Annotated in this window: 21 protein-coding genes, 3 tRNA genes and 2 pseudogenes; 12 read left to right on the top strand and 14 right to left on the bottom strand. The window is 70.5% G+C overall.

The features are described from left to right. Positions 1–43: 43 nt before the first annotated feature. From V9G19_RS05815 to V9G19_RS05795, 5 genes and pseudogenes are all read right to left on the bottom strand, one after another. Positions 44–115 (bottom strand) — tRNA-Val (locus tag V9G19_RS05815). 19 nt (positions 116–134) lie between these two features. Continuing rightward, a tRNA-Cys gene (locus tag V9G19_RS05810) sits at positions 135–205 on the bottom strand. A gap of 21 nt (positions 206–226) precedes the next feature. Further along, positions 227–299 (bottom strand) — tRNA-Gly (locus V9G19_RS05805). 225 nt (positions 300–524) lie between these two features. Beyond that, positions 525–1,283 (bottom strand): annotated as a pseudogene (locus tag V9G19_RS05800) (YihY/virulence factor BrkB family protein); the annotation flags it as partial. Positions 1,284–1,402: 119 nt separating this feature from the next. Beyond that, positions 1,403–1,930, bottom strand: a complete 528-nt coding sequence (locus V9G19_RS05795) for a hypothetical protein (protein ID WP_462284539.1) — start codon at positions 1,928–1,930, stop codon at positions 1,403–1,405. Positions 1,931–2,043: 113 nt separating this feature from the next. On the opposite strand from V9G19_RS05795, the gene V9G19_RS05790 reads away from it, so the two are divergent. Continuing rightward, positions 2,044–3,690 carry an acyl-CoA dehydrogenase family protein gene (locus V9G19_RS05790; protein ID WP_462284538.1) on the top strand — a complete coding sequence of 549 codons (1,647 nt, stop codon included), beginning with the start codon at positions 2,044–2,046 and terminating at the stop codon, positions 3,688–3,690. Here the strand turns inward: V9G19_RS05790 and V9G19_RS05785 are convergent. Continuing rightward, positions 3,687–4,670 carry a polyphosphate kinase 2 family protein gene (locus V9G19_RS05785; protein WP_462284537.1) on the bottom strand — a complete coding sequence of 328 codons (984 nt, stop codon included), beginning with the start codon at positions 4,668–4,670 and terminating at the stop codon, positions 3,687–3,689. The two genes, V9G19_RS05790 and V9G19_RS05785, sit on opposite strands and share 4 nt — an antisense overlap. Before the next feature lie 47 nt (positions 4,671–4,717). On the opposite strand from V9G19_RS05785, the gene V9G19_RS05780 reads away from it, so the two are divergent. Together V9G19_RS05780 and V9G19_RS05775 are read left to right on the top strand one after the other, a co-directional pair. Further along, entirely contained in the window at positions 4,718–5,416 is a 699-nt protein-coding gene (locus V9G19_RS05780) for a dihydrofolate reductase family protein (RefSeq protein ID WP_462284536.1), read from the top strand. Positions 5,417–5,871: 455 nt separating this feature from the next. Next, positions 5,872–6,978 (top strand): IS110 family RNA-guided transposase, encoded by a 1,107-nt coding sequence (locus V9G19_RS05775; protein WP_462284535.1) that lies wholly within the window; start codon positions 5,872–5,874, stop codon positions 6,976–6,978. 305 nt (positions 6,979–7,283) lie between these two features. Here V9G19_RS05775 and V9G19_RS05770 read toward each other — a convergent pair whose 3' ends face one another. Beyond that, positions 7,284–8,492 carry an alpha/beta hydrolase family protein gene (locus V9G19_RS05770; protein ID WP_462284534.1) on the bottom strand — a complete coding sequence of 403 codons (1,209 nt, stop codon included), beginning with the start codon at positions 8,490–8,492 and terminating at the stop codon, positions 7,284–7,286. Positions 8,493–8,596: 104 nt separating this feature from the next. On the opposite strand from V9G19_RS05770, the gene msrB reads away from it, so the two are divergent. Further along, positions 8,597–9,025, top strand: coding sequence for a peptide-methionine (R)-S-oxide reductase MsrB (msrB, locus tag V9G19_RS05765; RefSeq protein ID WP_462284533.1), 429 nt, complete (start codon positions 8,597–8,599; stop codon positions 9,023–9,025). A gap of 24 nt (positions 9,026–9,049) precedes the next feature. Here the strand turns inward: msrB and V9G19_RS05760 are convergent, their stop codons facing one another. Genes V9G19_RS05760 through hemG form a run of 3 tightly spaced genes read right to left on the bottom strand, consistent with a single transcriptional unit; the run spans position 9,050 to position 11,847 of the window. Further along, on the bottom strand, positions 9,050–9,688 hold the full coding sequence (locus V9G19_RS05760; protein ID WP_462284532.1) for a M23 family metallopeptidase: 639 nt from the start codon (positions 9,686–9,688) through the stop codon (positions 9,050–9,052). Between the two features lies 1 nt (position 9,689). After that, positions 9,690–10,421, bottom strand: coding sequence for a hydrogen peroxide-dependent heme synthase (hemQ, locus tag V9G19_RS05755; RefSeq protein WP_462284531.1), 732 nt, complete (start codon positions 10,419–10,421; stop codon positions 9,690–9,692). Positions 10,422–10,425: 4 nt separating this feature from the next. Beyond that, positions 10,426–11,847, bottom strand: coding sequence for a protoporphyrinogen oxidase (hemG, locus tag V9G19_RS05750; protein WP_462284530.1), 1,422 nt, complete (start codon positions 11,845–11,847; stop codon positions 10,426–10,428). Between the two features lie 136 nt (positions 11,848–11,983). Here hemG and V9G19_RS05745 point away from each other — a divergent pair, with 136 nt between their 5' ends. The 5 genes and pseudogenes from V9G19_RS05745 (at position 11,984) to V9G19_RS05725 (ending at position 16,536) form a co-directional block, all read left to right on the top strand. Beyond that, the gene (locus V9G19_RS05745) at positions 11,984–13,147 is read left to right on the top strand and encodes a DUF4349 domain-containing protein (RefSeq protein WP_462284529.1); all 1,164 of its coding nucleotides are present in this window, start codon (positions 11,984–11,986) and stop codon (positions 13,145–13,147) included. A gap of 186 nt (positions 13,148–13,333) precedes the next feature. Then, positions 13,334–13,951: a PadR family transcriptional regulator gene (locus V9G19_RS05740; protein ID WP_462284528.1), complete on the top strand. Its 618-nt coding sequence runs from the start codon at positions 13,334–13,336 to the stop codon at positions 13,949–13,951. After that, the gene (locus V9G19_RS05735; protein WP_462284527.1) at positions 13,948–14,628 is read left to right on the top strand and encodes an ABC transporter ATP-binding protein; all 681 of its coding nucleotides are present in this window, start codon (positions 13,948–13,950) and stop codon (positions 14,626–14,628) included. The genes V9G19_RS05740 and V9G19_RS05735 overlap by 4 nt, the downstream gene beginning before the upstream one ends. Then, a pseudogene (locus V9G19_RS05730) lies at positions 14,625–15,134 on the top strand (FtsX-like permease family protein); the annotation flags it as partial. The gene V9G19_RS05735 and the pseudogene V9G19_RS05730, both read left to right, overlap by 4 nt. 25 nt (positions 15,135–15,159) lie before the next feature. Next, positions 15,160–16,536, top strand: coding sequence for an ABC transporter permease (locus V9G19_RS05725; protein WP_462284526.1), 1,377 nt, complete (start codon positions 15,160–15,162; stop codon positions 16,534–16,536). 48 nt (positions 16,537–16,584) lie between these two features. Here the strand turns inward: V9G19_RS05725 and V9G19_RS05720 are convergent, their stop codons facing one another. From V9G19_RS05720 to V9G19_RS05705, 4 genes are all read right to left on the bottom strand, one after another. Next, the gene (locus V9G19_RS05720) at positions 16,585–16,842 is read right to left on the bottom strand and encodes a Txe/YoeB family addiction module toxin (protein WP_462284525.1); all 258 of its coding nucleotides are present in this window, start codon (positions 16,840–16,842) and stop codon (positions 16,585–16,587) included. Next, on the bottom strand, positions 16,839–17,084 hold the full coding sequence (locus tag V9G19_RS05715; protein ID WP_462284524.1) for a type II toxin-antitoxin system Phd/YefM family antitoxin: 246 nt from the start codon (positions 17,082–17,084) through the stop codon (positions 16,839–16,841). Before V9G19_RS05715 ends, V9G19_RS05720 begins: the two co-directional genes overlap by 4 nt. 52 nt (positions 17,085–17,136) lie before the next feature. Beyond that, positions 17,137–18,174: a uroporphyrinogen decarboxylase gene (gene hemE / locus V9G19_RS05710; protein WP_462285032.1), complete on the bottom strand. Its 1,038-nt coding sequence runs from the start codon at positions 18,172–18,174 to the stop codon at positions 17,137–17,139. Positions 18,175–18,380: 206 nt separating this feature from the next. Beyond that, complete coding sequence (locus V9G19_RS05705; protein WP_462284523.1) at positions 18,381–19,214, bottom strand: EamA family transporter; 834 nt, start codon at positions 19,212–19,214, stop codon at positions 18,381–18,383. Positions 19,215–19,314: 100 nt separating this feature from the next. On the opposite strand from V9G19_RS05705, the gene V9G19_RS05700 reads away from it, so the two are divergent. From V9G19_RS05700 to V9G19_RS05690, 3 genes are all read left to right on the top strand, one after another. Beyond that, a complete protein-coding gene (locus V9G19_RS05700) occupies positions 19,315–19,896 on the top strand; it encodes a DUF3000 domain-containing protein (RefSeq protein ID WP_462284522.1) in 582 nt (193 codons plus the stop codon). 5 nt (positions 19,897–19,901) lie between these two features. Beyond that, positions 19,902–21,113 (top strand): HRDC domain-containing protein, encoded by a 1,212-nt coding sequence (locus V9G19_RS05695; protein WP_462284521.1) that lies wholly within the window; start codon positions 19,902–19,904, stop codon positions 21,111–21,113. Between the two features lie 99 nt (positions 21,114–21,212). Continuing rightward, complete coding sequence (locus tag V9G19_RS05690) at positions 21,213–22,424, top strand: thiolase family protein (RefSeq protein WP_462284520.1); 1,212 nt, start codon at positions 21,213–21,215, stop codon at positions 22,422–22,424. Positions 22,425–22,427: the final 3 nt, after the last annotated feature.

Below are 22,427 nucleotides of genomic sequence, written 5' to 3'. Positions count from 1 at the left end.
AACCGCAGGTCAGGAAACATGTCCTGACCTGCGATTTTACTAGTGGGCGATACTGGGTTTGAACCAGTGACCTCTTCCGTGTCAAGGAAGCGCGCTACCACTGCGCTAATCGCCCGGGACTTGCGGGTATTACGAGGTGGAGACGGGATTTGAACCCGTGTACGCGGCTTTGCAGGCCGCTGCCTCGCCTCTCGGCCACTCCACCGTGGGGGCGGCTAACCCTCCGAGCGGATGACCGGCCTCGAACCGGCGACCTCAACCTTGGCAAGGTTGCGCTCTACCAACTGAGCTACATCCGCGCGCGGCGCCACCGGGTCGCGGTGACGCGCGCTCAGTGACCTTAGCCGATCCACGACCGCATCCCCAAATCGCGGCGGGTGGCTTCCCTCGGGGAAGGGGGTGAGCGGTTGGCGGATGCGTTCGCGCAGGCGAACCGCCTCCCGCTCGCTCGGGCGGACCTGCACGGTGGCGGCATTGAACGCCGCCCCGATGAGCACCGAGATGGCGATGAAATACAGCCAGATCAGCAGCACGATCGGCGTCGACAACGGGCCGAAGATCGAGCTGCCGCCGAGCGATGCCGAGATCGTGCCACGCAGCACATACGAGGCAATCACCCACAACAGCAGCGTCAACACCGCGCCCGGCACGTCGCGCACCCACGGCCGCCGCTTGGGCGTCGCGATCTGATAGAGCGTCGTCAAGGTGGCGACCACGAGCACGGTGACGACCGGCCAATAGAGCGAGACGATCGGGTCGAGCCGCTCGGGCAGCATCCGGCCGAGCAGGCTGGGGCCGATGAGCAGCAGCGGGATCACGACAACTCCGACCATCAACGTCGCGATATAGAGGCTGAAGCTGAGCGCGCGGGTGCGGACGATCCCGCGCACGCCGGACTGGCCATACATGATCGAGATGGTGTCGACGAAGACGTTCAACGCGCGCGAGCCGGACCACAGCGAGAGCAGGAACCCGATCGAGAGCAGGTCGCCGCGACCGCTGCTCAGCACGTCGTTGACGGTCGGCAACAACAGGTCGTCGATGATGTCCTGGGTGAGGAAGTTGCCCGCATACAGCTGGATTTGATGCACGAAGCTCTCGATCGTGACATCGCCCATCCACGAGCCGAGGTAGCCGACGCCGCCGAACAGGCCGAGCACCAGCGGCGGGAAAGACAAGAGCGCAAAGAACCCCGCCTCCGAGGCCAGGCCAGTGACGCGATAACGCAGGCAGACGCGGACGGTCTCGGCGACCAGCCGGGCAAGGAGCAGCCCGCCGGGCACGCGCGCGAGCGCCCGCTTCACGGCCTGCTTCTTCTCGACCACGTCGACCACCGTAACTGTGACGGATGTTCCCCGTGTGACGACACGTCGAGGCCCCCCACGCGAGTCACCTCACCGGGTCACGATTCGGTCACGACGGGCCAGGATTCACGGTTGCACGCGCGCGCGTCGAACTCCGCACGGGTCCACACCTCGCCCTCGCGGATGACGACGTGCTCGGCATCCAGGCCCTCGTATGCCGCCCGCGTCACCTGCGTCACGGTCGTCGCCATGTCCTTGTCGGACACCGCGCCGGAGACCCAGAACATTTCCTGGGCCGCCGGGTCGAACCGCCCCTCGGCCTGCCACGGCGGTCCCGGATCGGTCAGCGAGACCGTGAAGACGTCGTTGGGCGGCTCGGGCGCGGTCAGTCGCAGCACGATCGGGTCGGCGTCCGGGCCACCGGTGGCCGAGGCGACATCCGGGTGCTGGGACACCTCGACCATGTCGATCGGGGCGCCGCAGCGGGCGACGATCACCACCGGGTTGCCCTGGGCGTCGGCCGTCATGGCGATCGCCCCGACGATGTCGGTGGTGATCCAGTTGCCGCACCCGGTCAGCGCGCCGGCCGTGGCCAGCGTCAGCACCGCACTCGCGCCACGTCGCATGGGTCCAGGATGAGACCACGCCCTCACCCGCGCCTGAGTCGCACTACTCAGCCGGTCCCACCCTGAGCCCAGGGGGTCGGGGTTTCCGAGCGGGGCGGGCATACCCTGGCGCGGTGGCCACGCACGACGTCCTGAACCAACCTCCCCCGTTCGGCGGCTACGACCTGCTCGCCAGCGACCCAACCCTGGTCGCGGCGCTGGAGCGCTGGTCGCCCGGCGCTCACGGGGACGCCCGGTCCCTCGCCGAGCGCGCGGCCGGCCCCGAGCCGGCGGTGTGGGCGGCGCAGGCGGACCGGCATACGCCCGAATTGCGCACGCACGACAGCGTCGGCAACCGGATCGACGAGGTCGACTATCACCCGGCCTATCACCAACTCATCAGCGTGGCCGTCGGGCATGGGCTCGGCGCGCAGGCGTGGACGGCGCCTGCCGACAGCGGCGCGCACGTGCGCCGGGCGGCCGGCTTCTACCTGTGGTCCCAGGTCGAGGCCGCCCACCTATGCCCCATCTCGATGACGTATGCCGCCGCCCCCGCCCTGCGCGCGGCCCCCGCCCTGGCTGGGACGTGGATCCCGAAACTCGCCTCCCGCGACTACGATCCCCGCCTGATCGCGCTGCAGGACAAGAACGGCGCGATCGCCGGCATGGGGATGACCGAGAAGCAGGGCGGCTCGGATGTGCGCGCCAACACCACCACCGCAACGCCCGACCCGGCCGGCCCGCTCGGTGAGACCAGCCACCGCCTGACCGGGCACAAGTGGTTCTGCTCGGCCCCGATGAGCGACGCCTTTCTCGTCCTGGCCCAGCGCCCGGCCGGCGTGACCTGCTTCCTGCTCCCCCGGGTCCTGCCCGACGGCACCCGCAATGCCTTCGCCCTCCAGCGGCTGAAGGACAAGCTCGGCAACCGGGCCAACGCCTCCAGCGAGGTCGAGTTCGACGGTAGCTGGGCGGCGCTGGTCGGCGAGGAGGGCCGCGGGGTCCGCACGATCATCGACATGGTCGCCGCGACCCGGCTGGACTGCATCCTCGGCTCGGCCGCCACGATGCGCCAGGCGCTGCTGCGGGCGGCTCACCACACCAGCCACCGGCAGGCCTTCGGCGCCCGGCTGGCCGACCAGCCGCTGATGCGCAATGTGCTGCCCGATCTGGCGCTGGAGTCCGAGGCAGCCACCCTGCTCGCGCTGCGCCTGGCGCACGCCGTCGACGCCGGCGAAAGCGACTTCGCCCGGATCGGCGTGGCGATCGGCAAGTTCTGGGTGTGCAAGCGCACCGCGATCATGGCCGCCGAGGCCCTCGAATGCCTCGGCGGGATGGGCTATGTCGAGGAGAACGGCCTCGCCCGGCTCTATCGCGAGGCGCCGCTGAACTCGATCTGGGAAGGGTCGGGCAATGTCAACGCGCTTGACGTGCTGCGCGCGACGGTCCGCGAGCCCGCCAGCGTCGCCGCCTTGGCCAAGGAGGCCGGGATGGCCCGCGGCGCCCACCGCCAGCTGGACGCCCGGATCGACCGGATCGAGTCCCTCGCCACGCTCGCGTATGCCGCGGACGCGCCACTGCAGGCCCGCTCCCTCGTCGCCGAACTCGCGCTGACCCTGCAAGCCAGCCTGCTGGTGCAGCATGCCCCCGCGGAGGTCGCCGAAGCCTTCGTCGCCTCCCGCCTCGGCGGGGAGGGCCGGATCCTCGGCACGCTCGACCCGGGCATCGTCGAGCGCGCCGGGCGGACGTTGCTGGAGCGCTCGATGCCCCACGCGGCCGGCTAGCTCTCCTTCAGGCGAGCCTGCTCGGCGGCGACGTCGAAGTCCGCGGGTGGCCACTGCGGGTCGAGCCCACGCAAGGTGGCGACCAGGAGGTTCATCACGGCCAGGCGGGCATACCACTTCTTGTCGGCGGGCACGACATACCACGGCGCCACGTCGGTGGAGCACTTGTCGATCGCGACCTGATAGGCGGCCATGTAGTCGTCCCATTTGGCGCGTTCGTCGATGTCACCCGGGTTGTACTTCCAGTATTTCTCCGGGTTGTCCAGCCGGGCTCCCAGCCGCGCCTTTTGCTCGTCCTTGGAGATGTGCAGCATGACCTTGACGACCGTGATCTGGTCGGCGACGGCCTTCTTTTCGAAGGCGTTGATCTGGGCATAGCGCCGGGCCCATTGGGCGCGCGGGACGAGATTGTGGACCCGCACGATCAGGACATCTTCATAATGCGAGCGGTCGAAGACCCCGATGATCCCCGGCTTGGGCAGGGCATTGCGGATCCGCCACAAGAAGGGGTGGGCCCGCTCCTCGGCGGTCGGGCTCTTGAACGAGGTGATCTGCACGCCTTGCGGGTCGGCCGCCCCGACGACGTGCCGCATGATTCCGCCCTTACCGGAGGTGTCCATGCCCTGGATGATGAGCAGGACGGCGCGTTTGCCGCCCTCCTTGGACTCGGCATACAGCCGCTCCTGCAGGTCGCTGACGGCGGCGGCCAGATCGGGCATGAGCGACTCGCCGAGCGCCCGATCGCCGGAGAAGCCGGGCGTGCTCGAGGTGTCGATGTCGGCGAGGACGAACCCGGGCCCGGCGCGCAGCGCCTTGGCGAAGTCGCCGGGGCTGGCCTTCTTGGGCGCCTTGGCCATCTCGGCGCGCTTTTCCTCGACGATGGCCCTGGCGGCGGCCAGCTTGACCTGGTCTTCCTTGCTCAGCTTCTTGGCCTTCTTGCCCTTGGACTTGCCCTTGTCGCTCGTTTTGTCCTTCGCCATCCCCGCATCATGTCAGGAGTAACGGACAATTGCTGCAGACTGGCCCGGTGCACATCCGCAAGCTTGCCGTCCTCGATGCCCCGGTGGAGCTGGCAGAACTGGCGCGACTCTATGAATTCCCAGCGGGCGTGACGGTTCGGACCAACTTCGTCGCCACGATCGACGGCGGCGCGACGGGCAGTAACGGCCTGTCCGGCTCGATCAACAATGCCGCCGACAAGCTCGTCTATGACCTGAACCGGCGGCTGTGCCAGGTCGTCCTCGTGGGCGCGCGCACCGCGGATGCCGAGGGCTATCGCCCGGCCGGCCCCGGCGCGCCGCCGATCGTCGCGGCGAGCAATCACGGCCAGCTTCCAAGCGCCTGGGCCCAGCCCGAGCAAGGCGGCGGGGCGATCCTCGTCGTGCCCGAGTCGATCGCCGCCGCCCCGCTGGCTCGCGCTGTCGAGGCACTGGGAGAGGAGCAGGTATGGCGCATCGGCCGCGACCGTGTCGACCTGGCCGAACTCGTGGCCCGGATGGCCGCTCGCGGGTGGGCGCGCATCCTGTGCGAGGGTGGCCCCAGCCTGCACGCCGCGCTGCTCGCCGAAGGACTGGTCGGGCAAGTCGCGCTGTCCTGGGTGCCGAGCCTGGTCGGCGGGCCGGGACCGCGGATCGTCGACGGCGGCGCGCTCGACGTCACGCTGAGCCGCCGCCACCTGCTCGATATCGACGGGACGCTGCTCGGCCTCTGGGACATCCAGCGCTGAGCCGCCCCCGGCCCGCACGTCCCCGCCGCACTCCTCCGCCCGAATTCCTCCGCCCGAACTCCTCCGCCCGAACTCCTCCGCCCGAACTCCTCCGCCCGAAGGAACTTCTGCTAGCAGAAGTTCCAAGCCTGCCAATACCTTGCAACCTATTGGGAGGTCGAGGAACTGCTGCTAGACCCTATGGGGGTTGGCGAGTGTTCCGGGTGTTCGGTCTCGGCAAGGTTCCATTCGCCGGCGCGGGTGATTGTCTGCCATCGCTTGTCGGTGTCAACGTCGTTCATGCTCGCTGCGCTGCGCGTGCTCCACGTTGACTCCTCTGGCGCGTTGGCAGGTTTGGCCCGGGTCCGGTGAGTGGATGATCTTGTGGGGGTTGTGGCCGGAGCCTCGCGTATGCCACAACTCGGGGATCACCTGGCCAGAAGGGCTGGCTGGTGGCCGATGGATAGGAGGCTCCGGTGTTTACCGAGCGTACAAGTCTTGGGTTGGATGTCCACGCCCGGTCGGTGCGGGCGGCCGCGATCGACACGAGGACCGGTGAGGTGATCGAGCGGGTGGTCTGGCCGCGGACCGTGGATGTGGTCGGGTTCGTCACGGATCTGACGCGGCAGCATGGTCCGGTGCTGGTGACCTATGAGGCGGGCCCGACCGGGTATGGCCTGGCGCGGGGGTTGCTAGCCGCTGGTCACCGCACGCAGGTGGCGGCTCCGTCGAAGTTGTTGCGTCCGAGCGGGGAGCGGGTTAAGACCGACCGGCGGGATGCGATGTTGTTGGCGCGGTTGGCCCGCAATGACGACATCGTCGCGGTGACCATCCCGACGCCGGCGCAGGAATCGGCCCGGGATCTGGTCCGGGCCCGCGAGGATGTCCGGGCGGCGTTGATGAGCGCCCGCCACCAGCTGTCGAAGTTGTTGCTGCGGCACGGCTATGTCTACCTGCAGGGCAAGGCCTGGACCGGTGGCCATGACCGGTGGCTGCGCCGGATCGGCACGCACGAGCTGGGGGCTGACGGCGTGGGGACACGGGCCGCGTTCGATGATGGCTACACCGCGGTCACCCAGCTCCTGGCCCGCCGCGACCGGCTCGATGAGCAGATCCTGGCGTTGGCCGCGGACAGCGAGTACACCGCGATCACCCGACGGTTGGGGTGCCTGCGGGGGATCTCGACACTGACGGGGTTCGCGTTAGCGGTGGAGATCGGGGACTGGCACCGGTTGACCGGGTCCTCGATCGGCTCCTACCTCGGGCTGGTGCCGTCCGAGTCGTCCTCCGGCGCCAGCCGGGTCCAAGGAGGGATCACCAAGACCGGCAACAGCCACGCCCGGCGGCTGCTGATCGAGGCCGCCTGGCACCACAAGAAGGCCTACACCCCCGGGAAAACCATGCAGCAACGGTGGGCGCTGGCACCGGCCGTGGCCGCTGAACGCGGTGACGCCGGCAACCGGCGGCTGCACCGGTCCTGGCAGCGGATGACCGCACACAAGAAACGGCACACCGTCGCCAACACCGCCATCGCCCGCGAACTGGCCGGCTGGTGCTGGTCTTTGGCCACCATGGACACCTAACCGCACACCACGCCTCGTTCACGGAACACCCCTGGTGTCCGGGCAGCAGCGCGAGGAGAGAACCAGCGAACCTGCTATGAGTAACCCCGGAGCCTTGCCGGGGCGACGCTCGACCCTAGACCAGCCGAGACTCTCCAGCCGAAACCAGGGCCCTGCGGTAACCAACCCGCGTATATCAGACTGACCGCGCGTCGATTGACACGCTGTCTCCCGGCCACCACTTTCCGATGAACGACGAAGCGGGGTCCCCTCCGGCCAGAGAGGACCCCGCTTCACCCTGCCACTTGACAAACGGGCCCTACATATCAGCAGAGGTTCCTCGGCTCGCCCGACCCGCGCCCACCCTGCTCCAGCCCGCCCAGGAAGTCGCGCACAACGTGCTCCCACCGCCGCCAGTCGGTATTCCATTCCTTGCAATGCCGGGCGGTATCCCAGGGCACCCAGGTGACCAGATCGGGCCGCAACCGGGCCAGCTCCTGCGACGGACCACAGGGCACGAACTCGTCATCGCGGCTGTGCACCAACAGGATTCGGTGCCGCAGCTCGGCGGCGCGGGTGACCCAGTCGGTGCGGGCGACGTCGACGGCCTCGTGCACACCCACCAGCCGGCGCGACCACTGCCGGCCCATGATCGTGCTGCTCAGCCGGTGGATCGGCGGCGGCACGCGGTTTTGGCGGGCATGGTGACGCAGCACGTCGACCCAGTCGACGACCGGCCCGTCGAGCACGACGCCGGTGACCAGGTGCGCCAACGCCGACCGGTCGAGGGTCTGCAGGACGATCGCCCCACCCATCGACCACCCGAACAGGACGATCGACGTCGCGCCCTTGCCCACGGCATACGTCATCGCGGCGTCGATGTCGCGCCACTCCGACAGGCCGAGGTTGTAGCGGCCGTCGGGCCCGGCCGGCGCGTCCTCGTCGTTGCGATAGGCCGGGATCAAGCAGGTATGCCGCAGCTCCCGCGCCGCGGCCACCCCCCGCAAGCACTCGTGCCGGGTCGCGCCCCGGCCGTGCACGAGGATCGCCCAGCGGCTCGGGTCCGCTCCGGGGATCTCCCACCCGGGGATCGGCCCGACCTGGCTGTCGATCGCCACGTGGTCCAGGGGAACGCCGAGGCTTCGATCCGGAGCCGTGCCGTAGTAGTAGCCATTCCACCGGGCCGGCCCGGGCACGGGCTCCCCCACGTCGACGCCCTCCACCACCCGCCGCACCACGCCGCGCCGCTCGTCGACGGCGAGGATCTCGCCGAGTCGCAGATGCCCACGGCCCCCGTCGATCCACAGTCCATACCGGCCCGGGACGACGGTTTCGGGAGTGAGTTCGAGGTCGAGATAATCGGCCGTCACGTCAACAACATTCGTGTCGTCGGGGCGGCGCCGGTCAGGGGTCAACACCCGCCGGGCGAAGTAGGCGGCGCCGGCGAGTGAGGCCGCGCCGGTGCCCATCGCCGCACCCGCGGACGCGACGGCGACACCCGTCACCGCCTTGCGCGCGACCGACCGCTCCGTCATGCGCGCATTCTCGCACTGCATTCCCACCGCGTTTCCCCATCGCACGAGCGGAAATTCGTCCCTGATAATGAGTCGGTCATGTCCCCTTCGTGGCAGGAGCGCTGATGACCGCAAGCACCGAGCCGAGCCGCTATGCCGTCTCCAAGACCGACGACGAGTGGCGCGCCGAGCTGACCCCGCAGGAGTTCCACGTGCTGCGTCAGGCCGGGACCGAACGACCGTTCACCGGCGAATACACCGACACCAAGACGACCGGTGTCTACGCCTGCCGAGCCTGCGGGGCCGAGCTGTTCACCTCCGAGACCAAGTTCGAAAGTCATTGCGGCTGGCCGTCCTTCTTCACGCCGCTCGCCGGGGACAGCGTCGAATACATCGAGGACCGCTCGCTGTTCGGACGCCCCCGCGTCGAGGTGCGCTGCGCGAACTGCGGGAGCCACCTCGGGCACGTCTTCGAGGGCGAGGGCTATCCCACCCCCACCGACCAGCGCTACTGCATCAACTCGATCAGCCTGACGCTCAAGCCGGCCGAGTAGCCGCGCAGGCGACAGGACACCTGCTCAGGTGGGCTCGGCGATCTCGCCGTTGCGGGGCAGCCACGGCCCGCAGGGGCCTTCGAATGCGAACGGCACGCCTCGGGCGCTCGCCCAGTCGAGGGAGTCGCTGACCTGCAGGTGCACGTGCGGCTCGGTGCTATTCCCCGAGTTCCCGCACGCGCCGATCACCTCGCCGGCCTCGACCCGCTGACCCACGGCCACCACCGCACTCTCGCGCTGGAGGTGGGCGAGCAGCACATACCGACCAGTGGGACCGGCCGCGATGACCACGTGGTTGCCGGCCAGCGCACCCGCGCCACCGCGCGCCCGCCCGGCCTGGGTGAGCAGATACGGGATCGTCGTCAGCACCGAGCGACGCGCCTCGTGGTCGGCTTCGCCGTCGTGGACGGCCGCGACCGATCCGGCGAGCGGGGCGAGCACCGGCATACCGAAGCCCGCGAAGATCTCCGGCTGCTCGCTGCTCAGCCAGCGCCGCCAGCTGCTCGGCGCCGATCGGCCGTGAGCCCCGAGCGGCACCAGGTCGATGGCGTGCGAGCTGCCGAAGGCGTCGCTGCCGTGACTGGGCACCCGGTTGGCCGGGCTGTTCTGCACCAGGCAGGGCCCGTCGAGCGGGAAGCGCAGGACCAGCCCGGGTGCCGACACGTCAGGGCAGCCCGACGACCAGGTCGGCGATCGGCATACGCGGGCCGGTGAAGAACGGGATCTCCTCGCGCACGTGCAGCCGGGCGCGGGAGGCGCGCAGCTCGCGCATCAGGTCGACGATGCGGTGCAGCTCGTCGGCCTCGAACGCGAGAATCCACTCGTAGTCGCCGAGCGCGAACGCGGCGATCGTGTTGGCCCGCACGTCGGGGTAGTCGCGGGCCATCTGGCCGTGCTCGCGCAGCATGTCGCGCCGCTCGTCGTCGTCGATGACATACCAGTCATAGGACCTCACGAACGGATAGACGCAGACGAAGTCGCGGGCCTCCTCGTCGGCGAGGAACGCCGGAATGTGGCTCTTGTTGAACTCCGCCGGCCGGTGCAGCGCGGCATTGGACCACACCGGTTTCAGGTGAGCGCCGAGCTGGGTCTTCAACAGCGCGCGGTATGCCGCTTGCAGCGCCTCGATCCGCTCGGCGTGCCACCAGATCATCAGGTCCGCATCGGCCCTCATCCCGCCGAGGTCGTAGACCCCGCGCACGACGACCCCGTCGGCGGCGAGCTTGCCGACCAGGTCCTCGACCTCGCCGGCGAGGGCGGCCCGGTCGGCGTCGCCGAGGCGGGTCTCGACGGCGAAGACCGACCACATCGCATACCGGATGGTGTCGTTGATCTCGCGCATCCGCGCGGGGCTCGGTTTGCTCGGGGTCGGGCGTTCGGTCGGGCGTTCGCTCATGCCCCTAGTCTGGCAAGCCGAGCTGCGCGCGGATGACACCAGCCGCCCGCCGCCCCGAGCCGATCACGGCGGGGATGCCAACTCCGTCGTATGCCGCTCCGGCCACCTCCAGCCGCTCCACCTCGCTGATCGCCTTGCGCACCAAGGCGATCCGGTCAAGATGGCCGACGGCATACTGGGGCAGGCCGCCGCCCCAGCGCTGGATGTGGGTGTCGATGGGATCGGGCAGCGCAAGATCGAGGATGCCGGTGAGGTCGGCGAGCGCTGCGTGGAGCAGCTCGTCGTCGGGACGCTGCAGGGCGGCTTCCTCGCCGTGGCGGCCGAAGGAGGCGCGGACATAGACGACCTCGGGGGCCAGCTGCGGCAGCCACCCCCACTTGCTGGAGCTGAACGTGCTCGCCTTGACGAAGCGGCCCTCGACTGGCGGGACGAGGAAGCCGGAGCCATCGAGCGGCGGCATGTCTGCGGCCGGGAAGGCGAAGGTCGCCACAACCATCGACGCGCTCTCGATCCCGGCGAGCTGCTCCGCGGCGGCGGGGGCAAGGTCGGCGATCAGGCGGCGGGTGGGGGCGACCGGAGTGGCGAGGATGACCGCGTCCGCCTCTACGGTCGCGGGGTCGGTGGTGGATCCGGTTGTCAGCGACCAGGTTCCGCGGTCGGTGCGGCGCAGCTCGCGGACGGTCACGCCGGTGCGGACGGTCCCGCCGCGCTGCTCGATCGCCTCTTGGAGCAGGTCGGGGAAGCGGCCGACGCCGCCGCGCAGGCCGATGAACGCCGGCGGCGGCGCAGGGCTTCCCGCGGTGCGGCTGGCCGGTCGGGCCGGCGCGGCGCCGGCGCCGGCGCCGAGCAGTGGCTCCCCGGCGAGCGCGCGGGGATAGAGCATCGGCAGCGTCGCGGCGAGGGACAGGTCGCGGGCGGATCCGGCATACACCCCGCCGAGCAGCGGGTCGACGAGCCGGTCAACGACGGCGTCGCCGAGGGTGGCGGCGACATAATCCCCGACCGAGGCGTCGCCGTCGATTGGCGGCTGCTGGACGGGCGCGGCGAGCCGGGCGAGGTCCTCGGGACTCAGGATGCCGCGGGCGTCGTCCGGGGAGTTGGGGATGCCCATGAGCGAGCGGGGCGGCATGGGGTGCAGGGCGCCATACGAATAGATGGAAGCGGCCATCGTGGCCGGGGTGACGATCTGGTCGACGGCGCCGATCTGCTCGATCAGGTCGCGGGCCTCTGGGCGCAGCCCGAGCATCGCCTCGGCGCCGACGTCGGCGAGGTGCCCGGCGATGGTCTCTTGGCGCAGCTTGCCGCCCGGGCGATCGGTCGCCTCGAGCACGGTGACGTCCAAGTCGGTGCCGGCGGAGCTGGCGAGGAGGTCGACGGCGGCGGTCAGCCCGGCCATGCCGCCGCCGACGATAACGATCCGGTGCATATCTCCAACTTAGATCGCCCCTGGGGAACGGTTTGCAGGCAGGGTGCGTCGCAGCGCCATCGACACCCAGCGCCATCGACACTTGCGCGAAAGGATCCCGCCGATGCGATCACCTCACCCCTCGTCTTCAGGGCCCGTGTGTTCAGCGCCGGCACCGCCGCGTTGGCGGCGCCTGCTGGTTCTCGTCGCCGGTTGGGTTGCGGTCGCCGCCCTGCTCGCCGGGTGCAGCGGCAGCGGTGACTCGACGTCGGCGCAGACTCAAGGTGGCGTGGCCCCGGCTGCCGAGGGCGGCGCCGCCGACAGCGGCTCCGCGGCGAGTCAGGGAAGTGGTGGCGCCTCCGGGGCAAAGGCCGGTGAGACAACGACCGAGGTTGCCGCTCAGAAGCTCGTTCGCAATGCCACCTTGTCTCTGCAGGTCAAGGACATCGGTGAGGCGACCGCCAAGGTGCGGGCCGTGAACGTGGCAGCCGACGGCGTGATTATTTCGGAGAATATCGGCAGCTATCGTGACGCTGCCACCGAACCCAAGGAGGGCGTCAACCCGAGCACGTATGCCGTGCTCGTGATTTCGGTGCCAGTCGGGAAGCTCGATGCGACGCTCGACGAATTGCAGAACGTCGGCAAGGTTCTCGACCGTCGCTCCGACACCGAAAATGTCACCGCGGAATATGTCGATGTCCAGGCGCGCGTGGGCTCGATGAACAAGTCGGTCGCCCGGGTGCAGGATTTGATCGACCAGACCAACGACATCGACCAGTTGATGCGCCTGGAGCAGGAACTCTCGCAGCGGCAAGCCGACCTGGAGGCGGTCGAGGCCCGGCTGGCCAGCTTGGACCGCCAGACGGCCCGCTCGCCGATCACCATCAACTTGGCGACCGAGCCCGACCTGATCGACGACGGCGCGACGCCAGCGGAGGGTTTCGTCGGTGGCCTGAAGGCCGGGTGGAAGGCGTTCGTGGCCTCGCTCGTCGCGTTGATGGCGATCGTCGGGGCGCTCTTGCCGTTCGTGCTGTTCGCCGCGCTGGTCGGCATCCCGCTGATCTGGCTGTGGCGACGCGTCCGCGCCCGCCGGCCCAAGCGTCCGGTCGCCACGGCCTACTATCCCCCGCCCGGCCCCTCCGGACCGTCCGGTCCGCACGGCTTCCCCGGAGGCCCGGGAGGCCCGGGAAACGCGGGAGGTTCAGGGGGCCCGGGAGGCCCCAGCGGCCCGTCCGGCGCGAGCCCGGCCCCACCCAACCACCCGGGTGAGCCGCAACCCGACCCAGCCCCGGCGCCCAAGGAACCCGCCGGCGCCCGGTAGTCACGGATCTCGGGACCGAGCGGAGGCCCCGACGAGCGCGATCTTGTGGTGGTTTGGGGAAGCCGTGGCCACAAGCCACCACAACATCGCTTCGGGCGCAGCGACTCGACGACCGCCTCTGGCGACGCGGCGCGCTCGACTTCCGGAACCCCCTGAGTGAATACACTGAGTGTATAATCAGGCTCCATGACCGTGCCGATGGCCCTTCTTGCCCTGCTGGACAGCACGCCCGAGGCGCACGGCTTCGCGCTGAAACACCGCTACGACGATGTTCTCGGCCGTGGGCAGGAGCTGAAGTACGGACAGGTGTACTCGACGCTCGTCCGGCTCGAACGCGACGGGCTCGCCCGAGGGGTCGGGGTGGAACAAGCAGGGGCGCCCGACCGCAAGCTCTATGCGATCACGGCGGAGGGGGTCACCGCCTTGGAGGAGTGGCTCGCCACGCCCGAGCTCCCGGGTGGCCGCCCGGGGCAGTTGTTCACTCGCGTCGTGCTCGCGCTGATCTCGGGACGCTCGGCCGCCCAGGTCCTCGACTCCCACCGCGCGGTCTACCTCGCCCGGATGCGCGAACTCACCGGAGCCCGCGGCAGCGGCGATGTCGTCGACCGACTCGCCCGTGACCTGGAACTCGCCCACCTCGAGGCCGACCTGGCGTGGGTGGAACTGGCCGGCAGGCGGTTGGCCGAGAACCCGGAAATTGCTTCCCAGAACACCGTGAATGCGCCCAAGGACACCGTGATTGCGCCCGAGGACACCGCGAGCGGGCCCCAGAACCCAACGGCCGCGGGGGAGGCCGATCAGTGACCACCGCCGCCGAGGGCAAGGGGTTGACGCTCGCATTCGGCCCGACGCTCGTGCTCGGCGGCGTCGACATCGCGATCGAGGCTGGTGAGGTGGTCGCGCTGCTCGGGCCGAGCGGCTCGGGCAAGTCCACCCTGCTGCACTGCCTCGCCGGGCTGATTCGTCCCGACTCGGGCGAGGTGTTTCTCGAAGGAACCCGCTTGGACACCCAGAGCGAGCGCGCCCGAAGCGACCGGCGCCTGCGCAGGATCGGGTTCGTCTTCCAGAACGGCGATCTCGTCCCCGAGCTGACGTTGCGGGAGAATGTCGAACTCCCGCTGTGGCTCGCCGGCGCGCCGAGGTCGACCGTGCGTCACCGCGCCCGCGACCTGTTGCGGCGACTCGACATCGACGCGGTCGCCGACCGCCGGGCGATGGAAGTCTCCGGCGGACAACACCAGCGCGCCGCCGTGGCCCGGGCACTCGCGCATACTCCCGCGGTTGTCCTCGCGGATGAGCCGACCGGATCGTTGGACACCCTCTCCGGCGAGGTCGTCATGGACGCCCTCGTGGGTGCGGCCACCGAGCAGGGCAGCGCCGTCCTCGTCGTCACCCACTCCCATCGGATTGCCTCGTATGCCGCTCGCGAAGTGGTCCTGCGTGACGGGCAGGTCGTCGGCTCCGACCGGGTCGTGGCATGAGGTCGCTGCAGTTCGCCGTCCTGCTCGCCCGGGCCGGCGGGCTCCGCCGCGGCGTGGCGGTCGTGCTCGGCAACGCCATTGGCGCACTGATTCTCGTTCTCGCAGTGGCGATCCCGCGAGCCGCAAGCGCCGGCACGCTCGATCCCAGCCATCGGCGCCTTGTCCAGGTCGTCGTCGTCTTCCTGTGTGTCCCGATCGCCGTCCTGTTGCTGAGCATCGGCCGGCTGAGCGCGTCGGCCCGGGACCGGCGCCTGGCCGCCCTGCGGTTGATCGGCGTCACGCCCGGTCGCACCCGCACCATCGCTGCGCTGGAGAATGGCCTGCTCGCCCTGGCCGGCTCCCTAGTCGGCGCCGGACTGGGCGTCGTTCTCGCTCCGCTCGTCTCCCGGATTGCGCTCGCCCGCAACTGGATCCAGCGGGACATCCACGCGAGCCTCACGCCGACCCTCACCGTCGTCGCGGCGGTTGCGGTGCTGTCGATGATCGTGTCGCTGGCGCCGACCCGGGGCTCTCGCCGGACGGTCGCTCGGGGTGCGCAGGGGTGCCCCGAGACGACCGTCCCTGTGGCGGCTGCTTCCACTCGCCGTCGGGGCCGGCGTCCTGACCTGGGTGATCCACTACCAGGTGAGCGACACCTCCGCCGTGGGCGCGGCCGGCGTTGCAAAAGCCCTCCTCGCGGGGATCGCGATCACCGGCTTGTCCGTTCCGATCGCGGTCCCGCCCACGGGCCGCGCCGTGGCCGACCTCGGCGCCCGGTGGAGCCCCTCGCCCGCGATCCAGCTCGCCGCCCGCACCCTGCAGACCACGCCGACGGCCACCGCCCGAGTCATCGCCGGCCTGGCCGTCTCGAGCTTCCTGGTCACCGGTGCGCTCGGCGTGCTCACCGCCTTCGAGTCGGTGGGCCAATACCGCCGGCCCGCGCATGCGATCGAGCACGGACCCCAGCACCACCATCTCGGGGACAATCCGTGGGAAGTCGGGGGTCCCACGCCCACCCCCGAGCAGGCCGCCGCGATCCGAGACGTCGACGGGGTCCTCGACGTGCACCCCGACTACTCGATCTGGATAGCCTGCAAAGACGACGGGATAGACATCTGCGGCGAAGTTTTCGTCGGATCCTGTGCCCAGCTGGCCTTGCGGGTCGTGGTGCCCGATTGCCGAGATGGCATTGCGGCGCTGCTATCGAACCCGGACGGCCAAGCGGCTCCCCGTCCGGCATCCGGCAACTTCGAGATCACGAGGGACCTGGGAAACACCCAGCAAGCGGCGGCAACCCTGGCGATCAAGGGCGCTGTCTGGGACGTCGACATCGCGGCGACCCAGGAGATCTTCCCCGACGACACGCATCCGGCGGCGATCGTCCCGCCCGACTACCCCGGGCTGGCCTCCCTCGCCGGCGAGCCCACGGCATACGAGATCTTGTCGGGGCCCGGCTTTGCGGTCCGCGACCGGCTGACGGCAACCACCCAGCGGATGGGGCTCGGCATCAACCTCCAGCCCATGGAGGACTATGACGTCGTCAACGGGTATGCCGTGCTCCTGTGGACGCTCGCGGCGATCGTCCTCGGCATCGGCCTGACGTCGGTGCTGCTCACCGCGATCGACCATGCGGTCGAACGCCGGCGCCAGGTGGCGGCGCAACGCGCGCTCGGTGTCCCGGGGCGCATCCTGCGACTCAGTCAGGCCCTGCAGGTGCTCGTCCCCCTGGTCGTCGGGCAGCTCGCGGCGATCGCCCTGGGTTACCTCGCGCTGAGCGCCTATCTCGGCTACGACCGGAGCAGCCAACGGCCCACCGGGGCCGTCGTGGCGATGCTGCTCGCCTCGCTCGTCGGCGCGGCAATCGTTGCGGGAATCAGCGTCCTCGGTCTCGGTCGCGGGCTGACCCCGCAGCTGCTCCGGCGCGAATAGCCCGGTGAGCGAGACCCGATCTGGGGACCCGCCGACAACCTCAGGGGATCACTTGTAGTGGAACCTCGCCTGCATGATGACCAGGTCTTCACCATCGACCAGATAGACCAACCGGTGCTCATCGGTGATCCGTCGCGACCACGCGCCCGCGAGCAGGTGCTTGAGCGGCTCTGGCTTCCCGATTCCGGCAGCCGGATCACGGAGGGCGTCATCGATAAGCCGGTTGATGCGCCTGAGGATCTGTCGATCCGCATGAAGCCAGTGCTTGTAGTCATCCCATCCGTGTGGCGTGAAGACGAGCCTCACTCGGCAAGTTCGTGTTCGTGCCGATGACCCGTCCTGGCCTGGTGCAGGCTTTCGAGCAGGCGCTTGGCGTTGGCCGGCACCCGCAGTAAGTAGGCCGTCTCCTCAAGGGCGGCGAACTCATCCGCAGAGATAAGGACGGCATTCCCGCGCCGCGATGTGATCTCGACCGCGACGCGGTCGTCGTTGACCTTCTCGATCAACGGGAAAAGCTGCCGGCGGGCCTCGCTGGCGGTGATGGACATATGTCCCCCTCACTGGTACGGCCGGACTGTACCACTCTAGCCGGGCGCCACGCTAGCCGGGTGAGGCGTTCGCCGAGACCCTATGGACGAGATCGACAAGTCGGGTCAGGACGTCCGGGTCGGTCTCGGGCAGCACACCGTGGCCGAGGTTGAAGATGTGCCCAGGCGCGTGAGCGGCCTCGGCGAGGATGCGGCGAGTTCCGCGTTCCAACGCCTCCCAGGGCGCAAACAGCAGGGCGGGATCGAGGTTGCCTTGCACGGCATACCGGCCATCGAGGCGCGCCAGCGCATCCGGTATGCCGACCCGATAGTCCACGCCGACGACGTCGGCCCCGGCGGCGCCCATGCTGGCGAGCAACTCGCCGGTGCCGACGCCGAAGTGGATGCGCGGCACGCCGAGGTCGCCGACCGCGGCGAGCACGGCCGCCGAGTGCGGCTGCACCGCCCGCTCGTAGTCTGCCCGCGACAACGCCCCTGCCCACGAGTCGAACAGCTGGACCGCCGACGCCCCGGCCCCAACCTGCACCCGCAAGAAGGCCGCCGAGATCTGCGCCAGGCGGGCGCACAGGGCATCCCACAGCAGCGGGTCGCCGTGCATCAGCGCCTTGGTGCGAACGTGGTTCTTGCTCGGCCCGCCCTCGATCAGATAGCTGGCCAGGGTGAACGGCGCCCCCGCGAAGCCGATCAGCGGCGTCGGCCCCAGCTCGGCGACGATCTGCCGGACCGAGACGGCGATGTCCTCGATGTGTTCGGGGGTCAGCTCGGGCAGCCGGTCGAGGTCGGCGAGCGTGCGGACCGGGTCGACGGCCACCGGCCCGACGCCCGGGACGATGTCGATCCCGAAGCCGACCGCCGCGACCGGAACCACGATGTCGGAGAAGAAGATCGCCGCGTCCACCCCGTGCCTTCGCACCGGCTGCAGGGTGATCTCGGTGACCAGGTCGGGCCGGCGGCAGCTGTCCAGCATCGCGACGCCCGCGCGCACCCGGCGATATTCGGGCAGCGACCGCCCCGCCTGGCGCATAAACCACACCGGCGTATGCCGCACCGCCTCCCCCCGCGCGGCCCGCAGCAGCGGCGCGTCGGCCAGGCGGGGCGAGCTGGCGGCGGCTGCTTCGGCGGTGGTGACTGGATCGGCAGCGGCTGAACTCACCCGCCGATGCTACGGCTACCGGCGATCATCGCCCTGCCGCCTTATCGAGAGGAGCCGGTCGGCACGGTTTTCGCAAAAAACCGTGCCGAAAAACGTCCTTTCGACGCCGGGCACCGGCGATCGCCATGCGTCCGGCCCCTGCCTCATGCGGAGCCGCCGGCGATCAACGCCACCCCGGCCATCGTGAGCGCAATCCCGGCGTTCTGGACGCCGCGCAGGCGCTCGTGGAGGACGGCATACGCCCAGCCGGCGGTGACCACGGGATAGAGCGAGCCGAGGACGCTGGCGACGCTCACATAGCCGCGCGAGGAGGCCACCGCAAAGAGCGCGTTCGCGCACAGGTCCGCGACGCCGACGAACGCCAGCGCCGGGAGGTCGCTGCGCTGCATCCCGCCAAGGCGCCGCAACAGCAGCGCGGCCAGCACGAAGCAGGTGACCGACGTCGCCCGCATGCCCCACAGCGTGTGCAGGACCGAGCTGCGGGCGCCCCGGTCCAGGGAATAGAGCGTGACCCCGAAGCCCGCTCCGGCGCAGCAGGCGAGCACCACCGGACGCAACCCGACCGAGCCGTCGAGCTCAGGTCCCGACGCCAGCAGCACGCCGAGCACGGCGACGATCATCCCCGCCCAGGTCACCAGACCCGGCTGCTCGCCGCCCAGCACTCCGAGGAGGACCGGGACCACGACACCGAGCGAGGCGATCGGCGCCACCACGCCCATCGTGCCGGTGCTCAACGCGCCATAAAAACACACCAGCGCGCTGCCCCCGGAGAACCCGGCAACGACCGCCCACACCGGCCAGCCACCACCGGGCCACGCGCGCCCGGGCCAGGCGACGAGCACGCTCATCACCACCAGGCTGACCGCCTGCGACCACCCGACGACCGCCGCCGCGGGGCGGCGCTTGGCGATCAGGCCGGCAGCGAAATCCGAGGTCCCCCACACCGCCGAGGACGCCAGCGCAAGGAGGGCGATCACCCGCGGGAGCCTACCGACCCGTCCCGGCCCGCCCGACACGACGACCGCACAAACGCGCAATGCCGCGCGCCGGGGCGGTATACGGCCTAACCTGCCATGTGTGGCGAGCCGCACGATCCCGACAGCCGCGCCGGCCGTCTTTGCCGAGGCGCTCGCCGCCCTGCGCGCGGCCCGCACGCGCCCCGAGGTGCACCTGACCGAGGTGCCCCCGCCGGCCCGCATCGCTCCGTATGCCGTTGCCCTCACCGCCGAGGTCTTCGGCACCGACGAGGAGGACGACCTCGCCTCCGGCAGGTTCGTGTTGCTGCACGATCCGGCCTGCCCCGAGCCCTGGGACGGGGCGTGGCGGGTCGTGACCTTCGCGCGCGCCGAACTTGAGCCGGAGATGGGCACCGATCCCTTCCTCAGCGAGGTCGGGTGGTCGTGGCTGATCGAGTCCCTCCAGGCCCACGACGCCGGCTTCGGCGCCGAGGCCGGCACGGTGACGACCGTGGTGTCGGAGAGCTTCGGCGGCCTGGCCGACCGGCCCCGCGCGGTCGAGCTGGAGGTGCGCGCCTCGTGGACGCCGACCACGCCCGACCCCGGCCCGCACCTGCTGGCCTGGACCGATCTGTTATGCACGATTGCCGGCCTGCCGCCGCTGCCCGACGGCGTGGTCGCCCTGCCCGGGAGACGTCACTGACCCCGATGACCGAAACGCCCGCCCCCGAGGTGCTGCCCCTAGACCAGCCGGCCGACGGCGTGCCTGATGTCGTCACGTCCGAGAGCGGAGTCGACGCGGCCGCCACGGCGATCGCCGCGGGCAGCGGGCCGGTCGCCATCGACGCCGAGCGAGCCTCCGGCTACCGCTACGGCCAGCGCGCCTATCTCGTCCAGGTGCGTCGCGACGGGGCCGGCACGTGGCTGTTCGATCCGGTCGCCGTCCCGGACCTGAGCCCGATCGACGCGGCGATCGGCGGCGCCGAGTGGATCCTGCACGCCGCCACCCAAGACCTCGCCTGCCTCGCCGAGGTGGGGCTGCGCCCGCGCCAACTGTTCGACACCGAGCTGGCCGGCCGGCTGCTCGGCCTGCCGCGGGTCGGCCTGGCCGCCGTCGTCGAGCACTATCTCGGGCTGGGCCTGGCCAAGGAGCACTCGGCGGTCGACTGGTCGATGCGCCCGCTGCCGTCGTCGTGGTTGCGCTATGCGGCGCTCGATGTCGAGGTGCTCGGCGAGATCCGCAACCTCATGGGGGTCGACTTGGCCCGCGCCGGCAAGTCGGAGTGGGCCCGGCAGGAGTTCAGCGCTCTGCTCGACTGGAGCGCCACGCCGCGCGTCGATCCGTGGCGGCGTACTTCCGGCATGCACCGGGTGCGCGGCGCTCGCGGCCTGGCCTATGTCCGCGAGCTGTGGCTGGAGCGGGAGCGGATGGCAGCCGCTCGCGACATCGCGCCGGGTCGGCTCACACCCGACAGCGTGCTGGTCGAGATCGCCCAGCACGCCCAGAACGACCCGCACACGCTGCCGCCGGGCAGCCGGGTGATCGGGCGTTACCGGCGCGAGTGGCTGGCCGCGCTCGCCCGCGCCGCCGCGCTGCCGGCCGCTGCCCTGCCGCCGGCCACCTTGCCCAACGATGGCCCGCCACCGCCGCGTGCCTGGGTGGAGAAGAACCCGGTGGCCGCGCGCCGCCTGACCGCGGTCCGCGAGGCGCTCGCGCGCTTCTCCGGCGAGCACAGTGTCCCCGTCGAGAACGTCATCTCGCCCGACCCGCTGCGCCGGGTGATCTGGTCGCCGCCCGACGGTGCCCCCGAGACCGAGGCCTTCGACGCGGCGCTCACGGCCGCCGACGTGCGGCCCTGGCAGCGCGAGATCGTCATCCCCCTGCTGCAGCACTATTGGGACCGCACCACGACCGCGTGAGCGGCCTCACCCGGCCAAGCCCCCTCCACTAAGCGAGCGCTTAGTTACAGTGGCTGAGGCGGCGAGCGCCGCCCCTCACTCACGCCCAAGGAGGCAGGTATGCCGCGCAGCCCGCGCGAAGTCGTCTTCGTCGACGGCGTCCGGACACCCTTTGGGAAGGCCGGGCCGAAGGGGATCTATGCCGAGACCCGGGCCGATGATCTGGTCGTCCGGTGCATCCGAGAGTTGTTGCGCCGCAACCCGCAATTGCCGCCGGAGCGGGTCGAGGAGGTCGCGATCGCCGCGACCACCCAGATCGGCGACCAGGGCCTGACGCTGGGCCGGATCGCCGCGCTGCTGTCCGGGCTGCCCAAGACCACCCCGGGCTATTCGATCGACCGGATGTGCGCCGGCGCGATGACCGCGGTCACGAGCGCCGCCGGGGCGATCAGCTTCGGCGCCATCGACATCGCGATCGCCGGCGGCGTCGAGCACATGGGTCGCCACCCGATGGGTGAAGGCGTCGACCCCAACCCGCGGATCGTCGCCGAGAAGCTCGTCGACCCCTCGGCGCTGATCATGGGCAAGACCGCCGAGAACCTGCACGACCGCTACCCGCAGCTGACCAAGGAGCGCTGCGACGCCTATGCCGTCGCCTCCCAGGACAAGCTCGCCGCGGCATACGAGAAGCGGCAGATCCAGCCCGACCTGGTGGCGATGGCCACCCGCAACAAGGAACGCGGCTATGGCCTGGCCACCGCCGACGAGCCGCCCCGCCCGGGGACGACGGTCGCCGACCTGGCGACGCTCAAGACCCCCTTCCGCCCCCACGGCCGGGTCACCGCGGGCAACGCGGCCGGCCTCAACGACGGCGCCACCGCGTGCATCCTCGCCGCCGAGGACACCGCCACCGACCTCGGGCTGCCGATCAAGATGCGCCTGGTCGACTTCGCGTTCGTCGGCGTCGAGCCCGAAGTCATGGGCATCGGCCCCGTGCCCGCCGGCGAGAAGGCGCTCGCCAAGGCCGGCCTGAGCATCGACGACATCGGCCTGTTCGAGCTTAACGAGGCCTTCGCCGTGCAGGTCATCGCCTTCCTCGACCACTTCGGGATCCCCGACGACGACCCCCGGGTCAACCGGTATGGCGGTGCCATCGCCACCGGCCACCCGCTCGCTTCCAGCGGCGTGCGGCTGATGATCCAGCTCGCCCGCCAGTTCGAGGAGCACCCCGAGGTGCGTTATGGCATGACCGCGATGTGCATCGGCATCGGCATGGGCGGCGCCGTGATCTTCGAGAATCCCCACCACGCCGACTACGGGAAGGTGGCCTAAGCC

Source organism: Nostocoides sp. (assembly GCF_037045025.1).
Taxonomy (GTDB): Bacteria; Actinomycetota; Actinomycetes; order Actinomycetales; family Dermatophilaceae; genus Nostocoides_A.
This window is presented reverse-complemented; position numbering and strand designations above follow the sequence as displayed.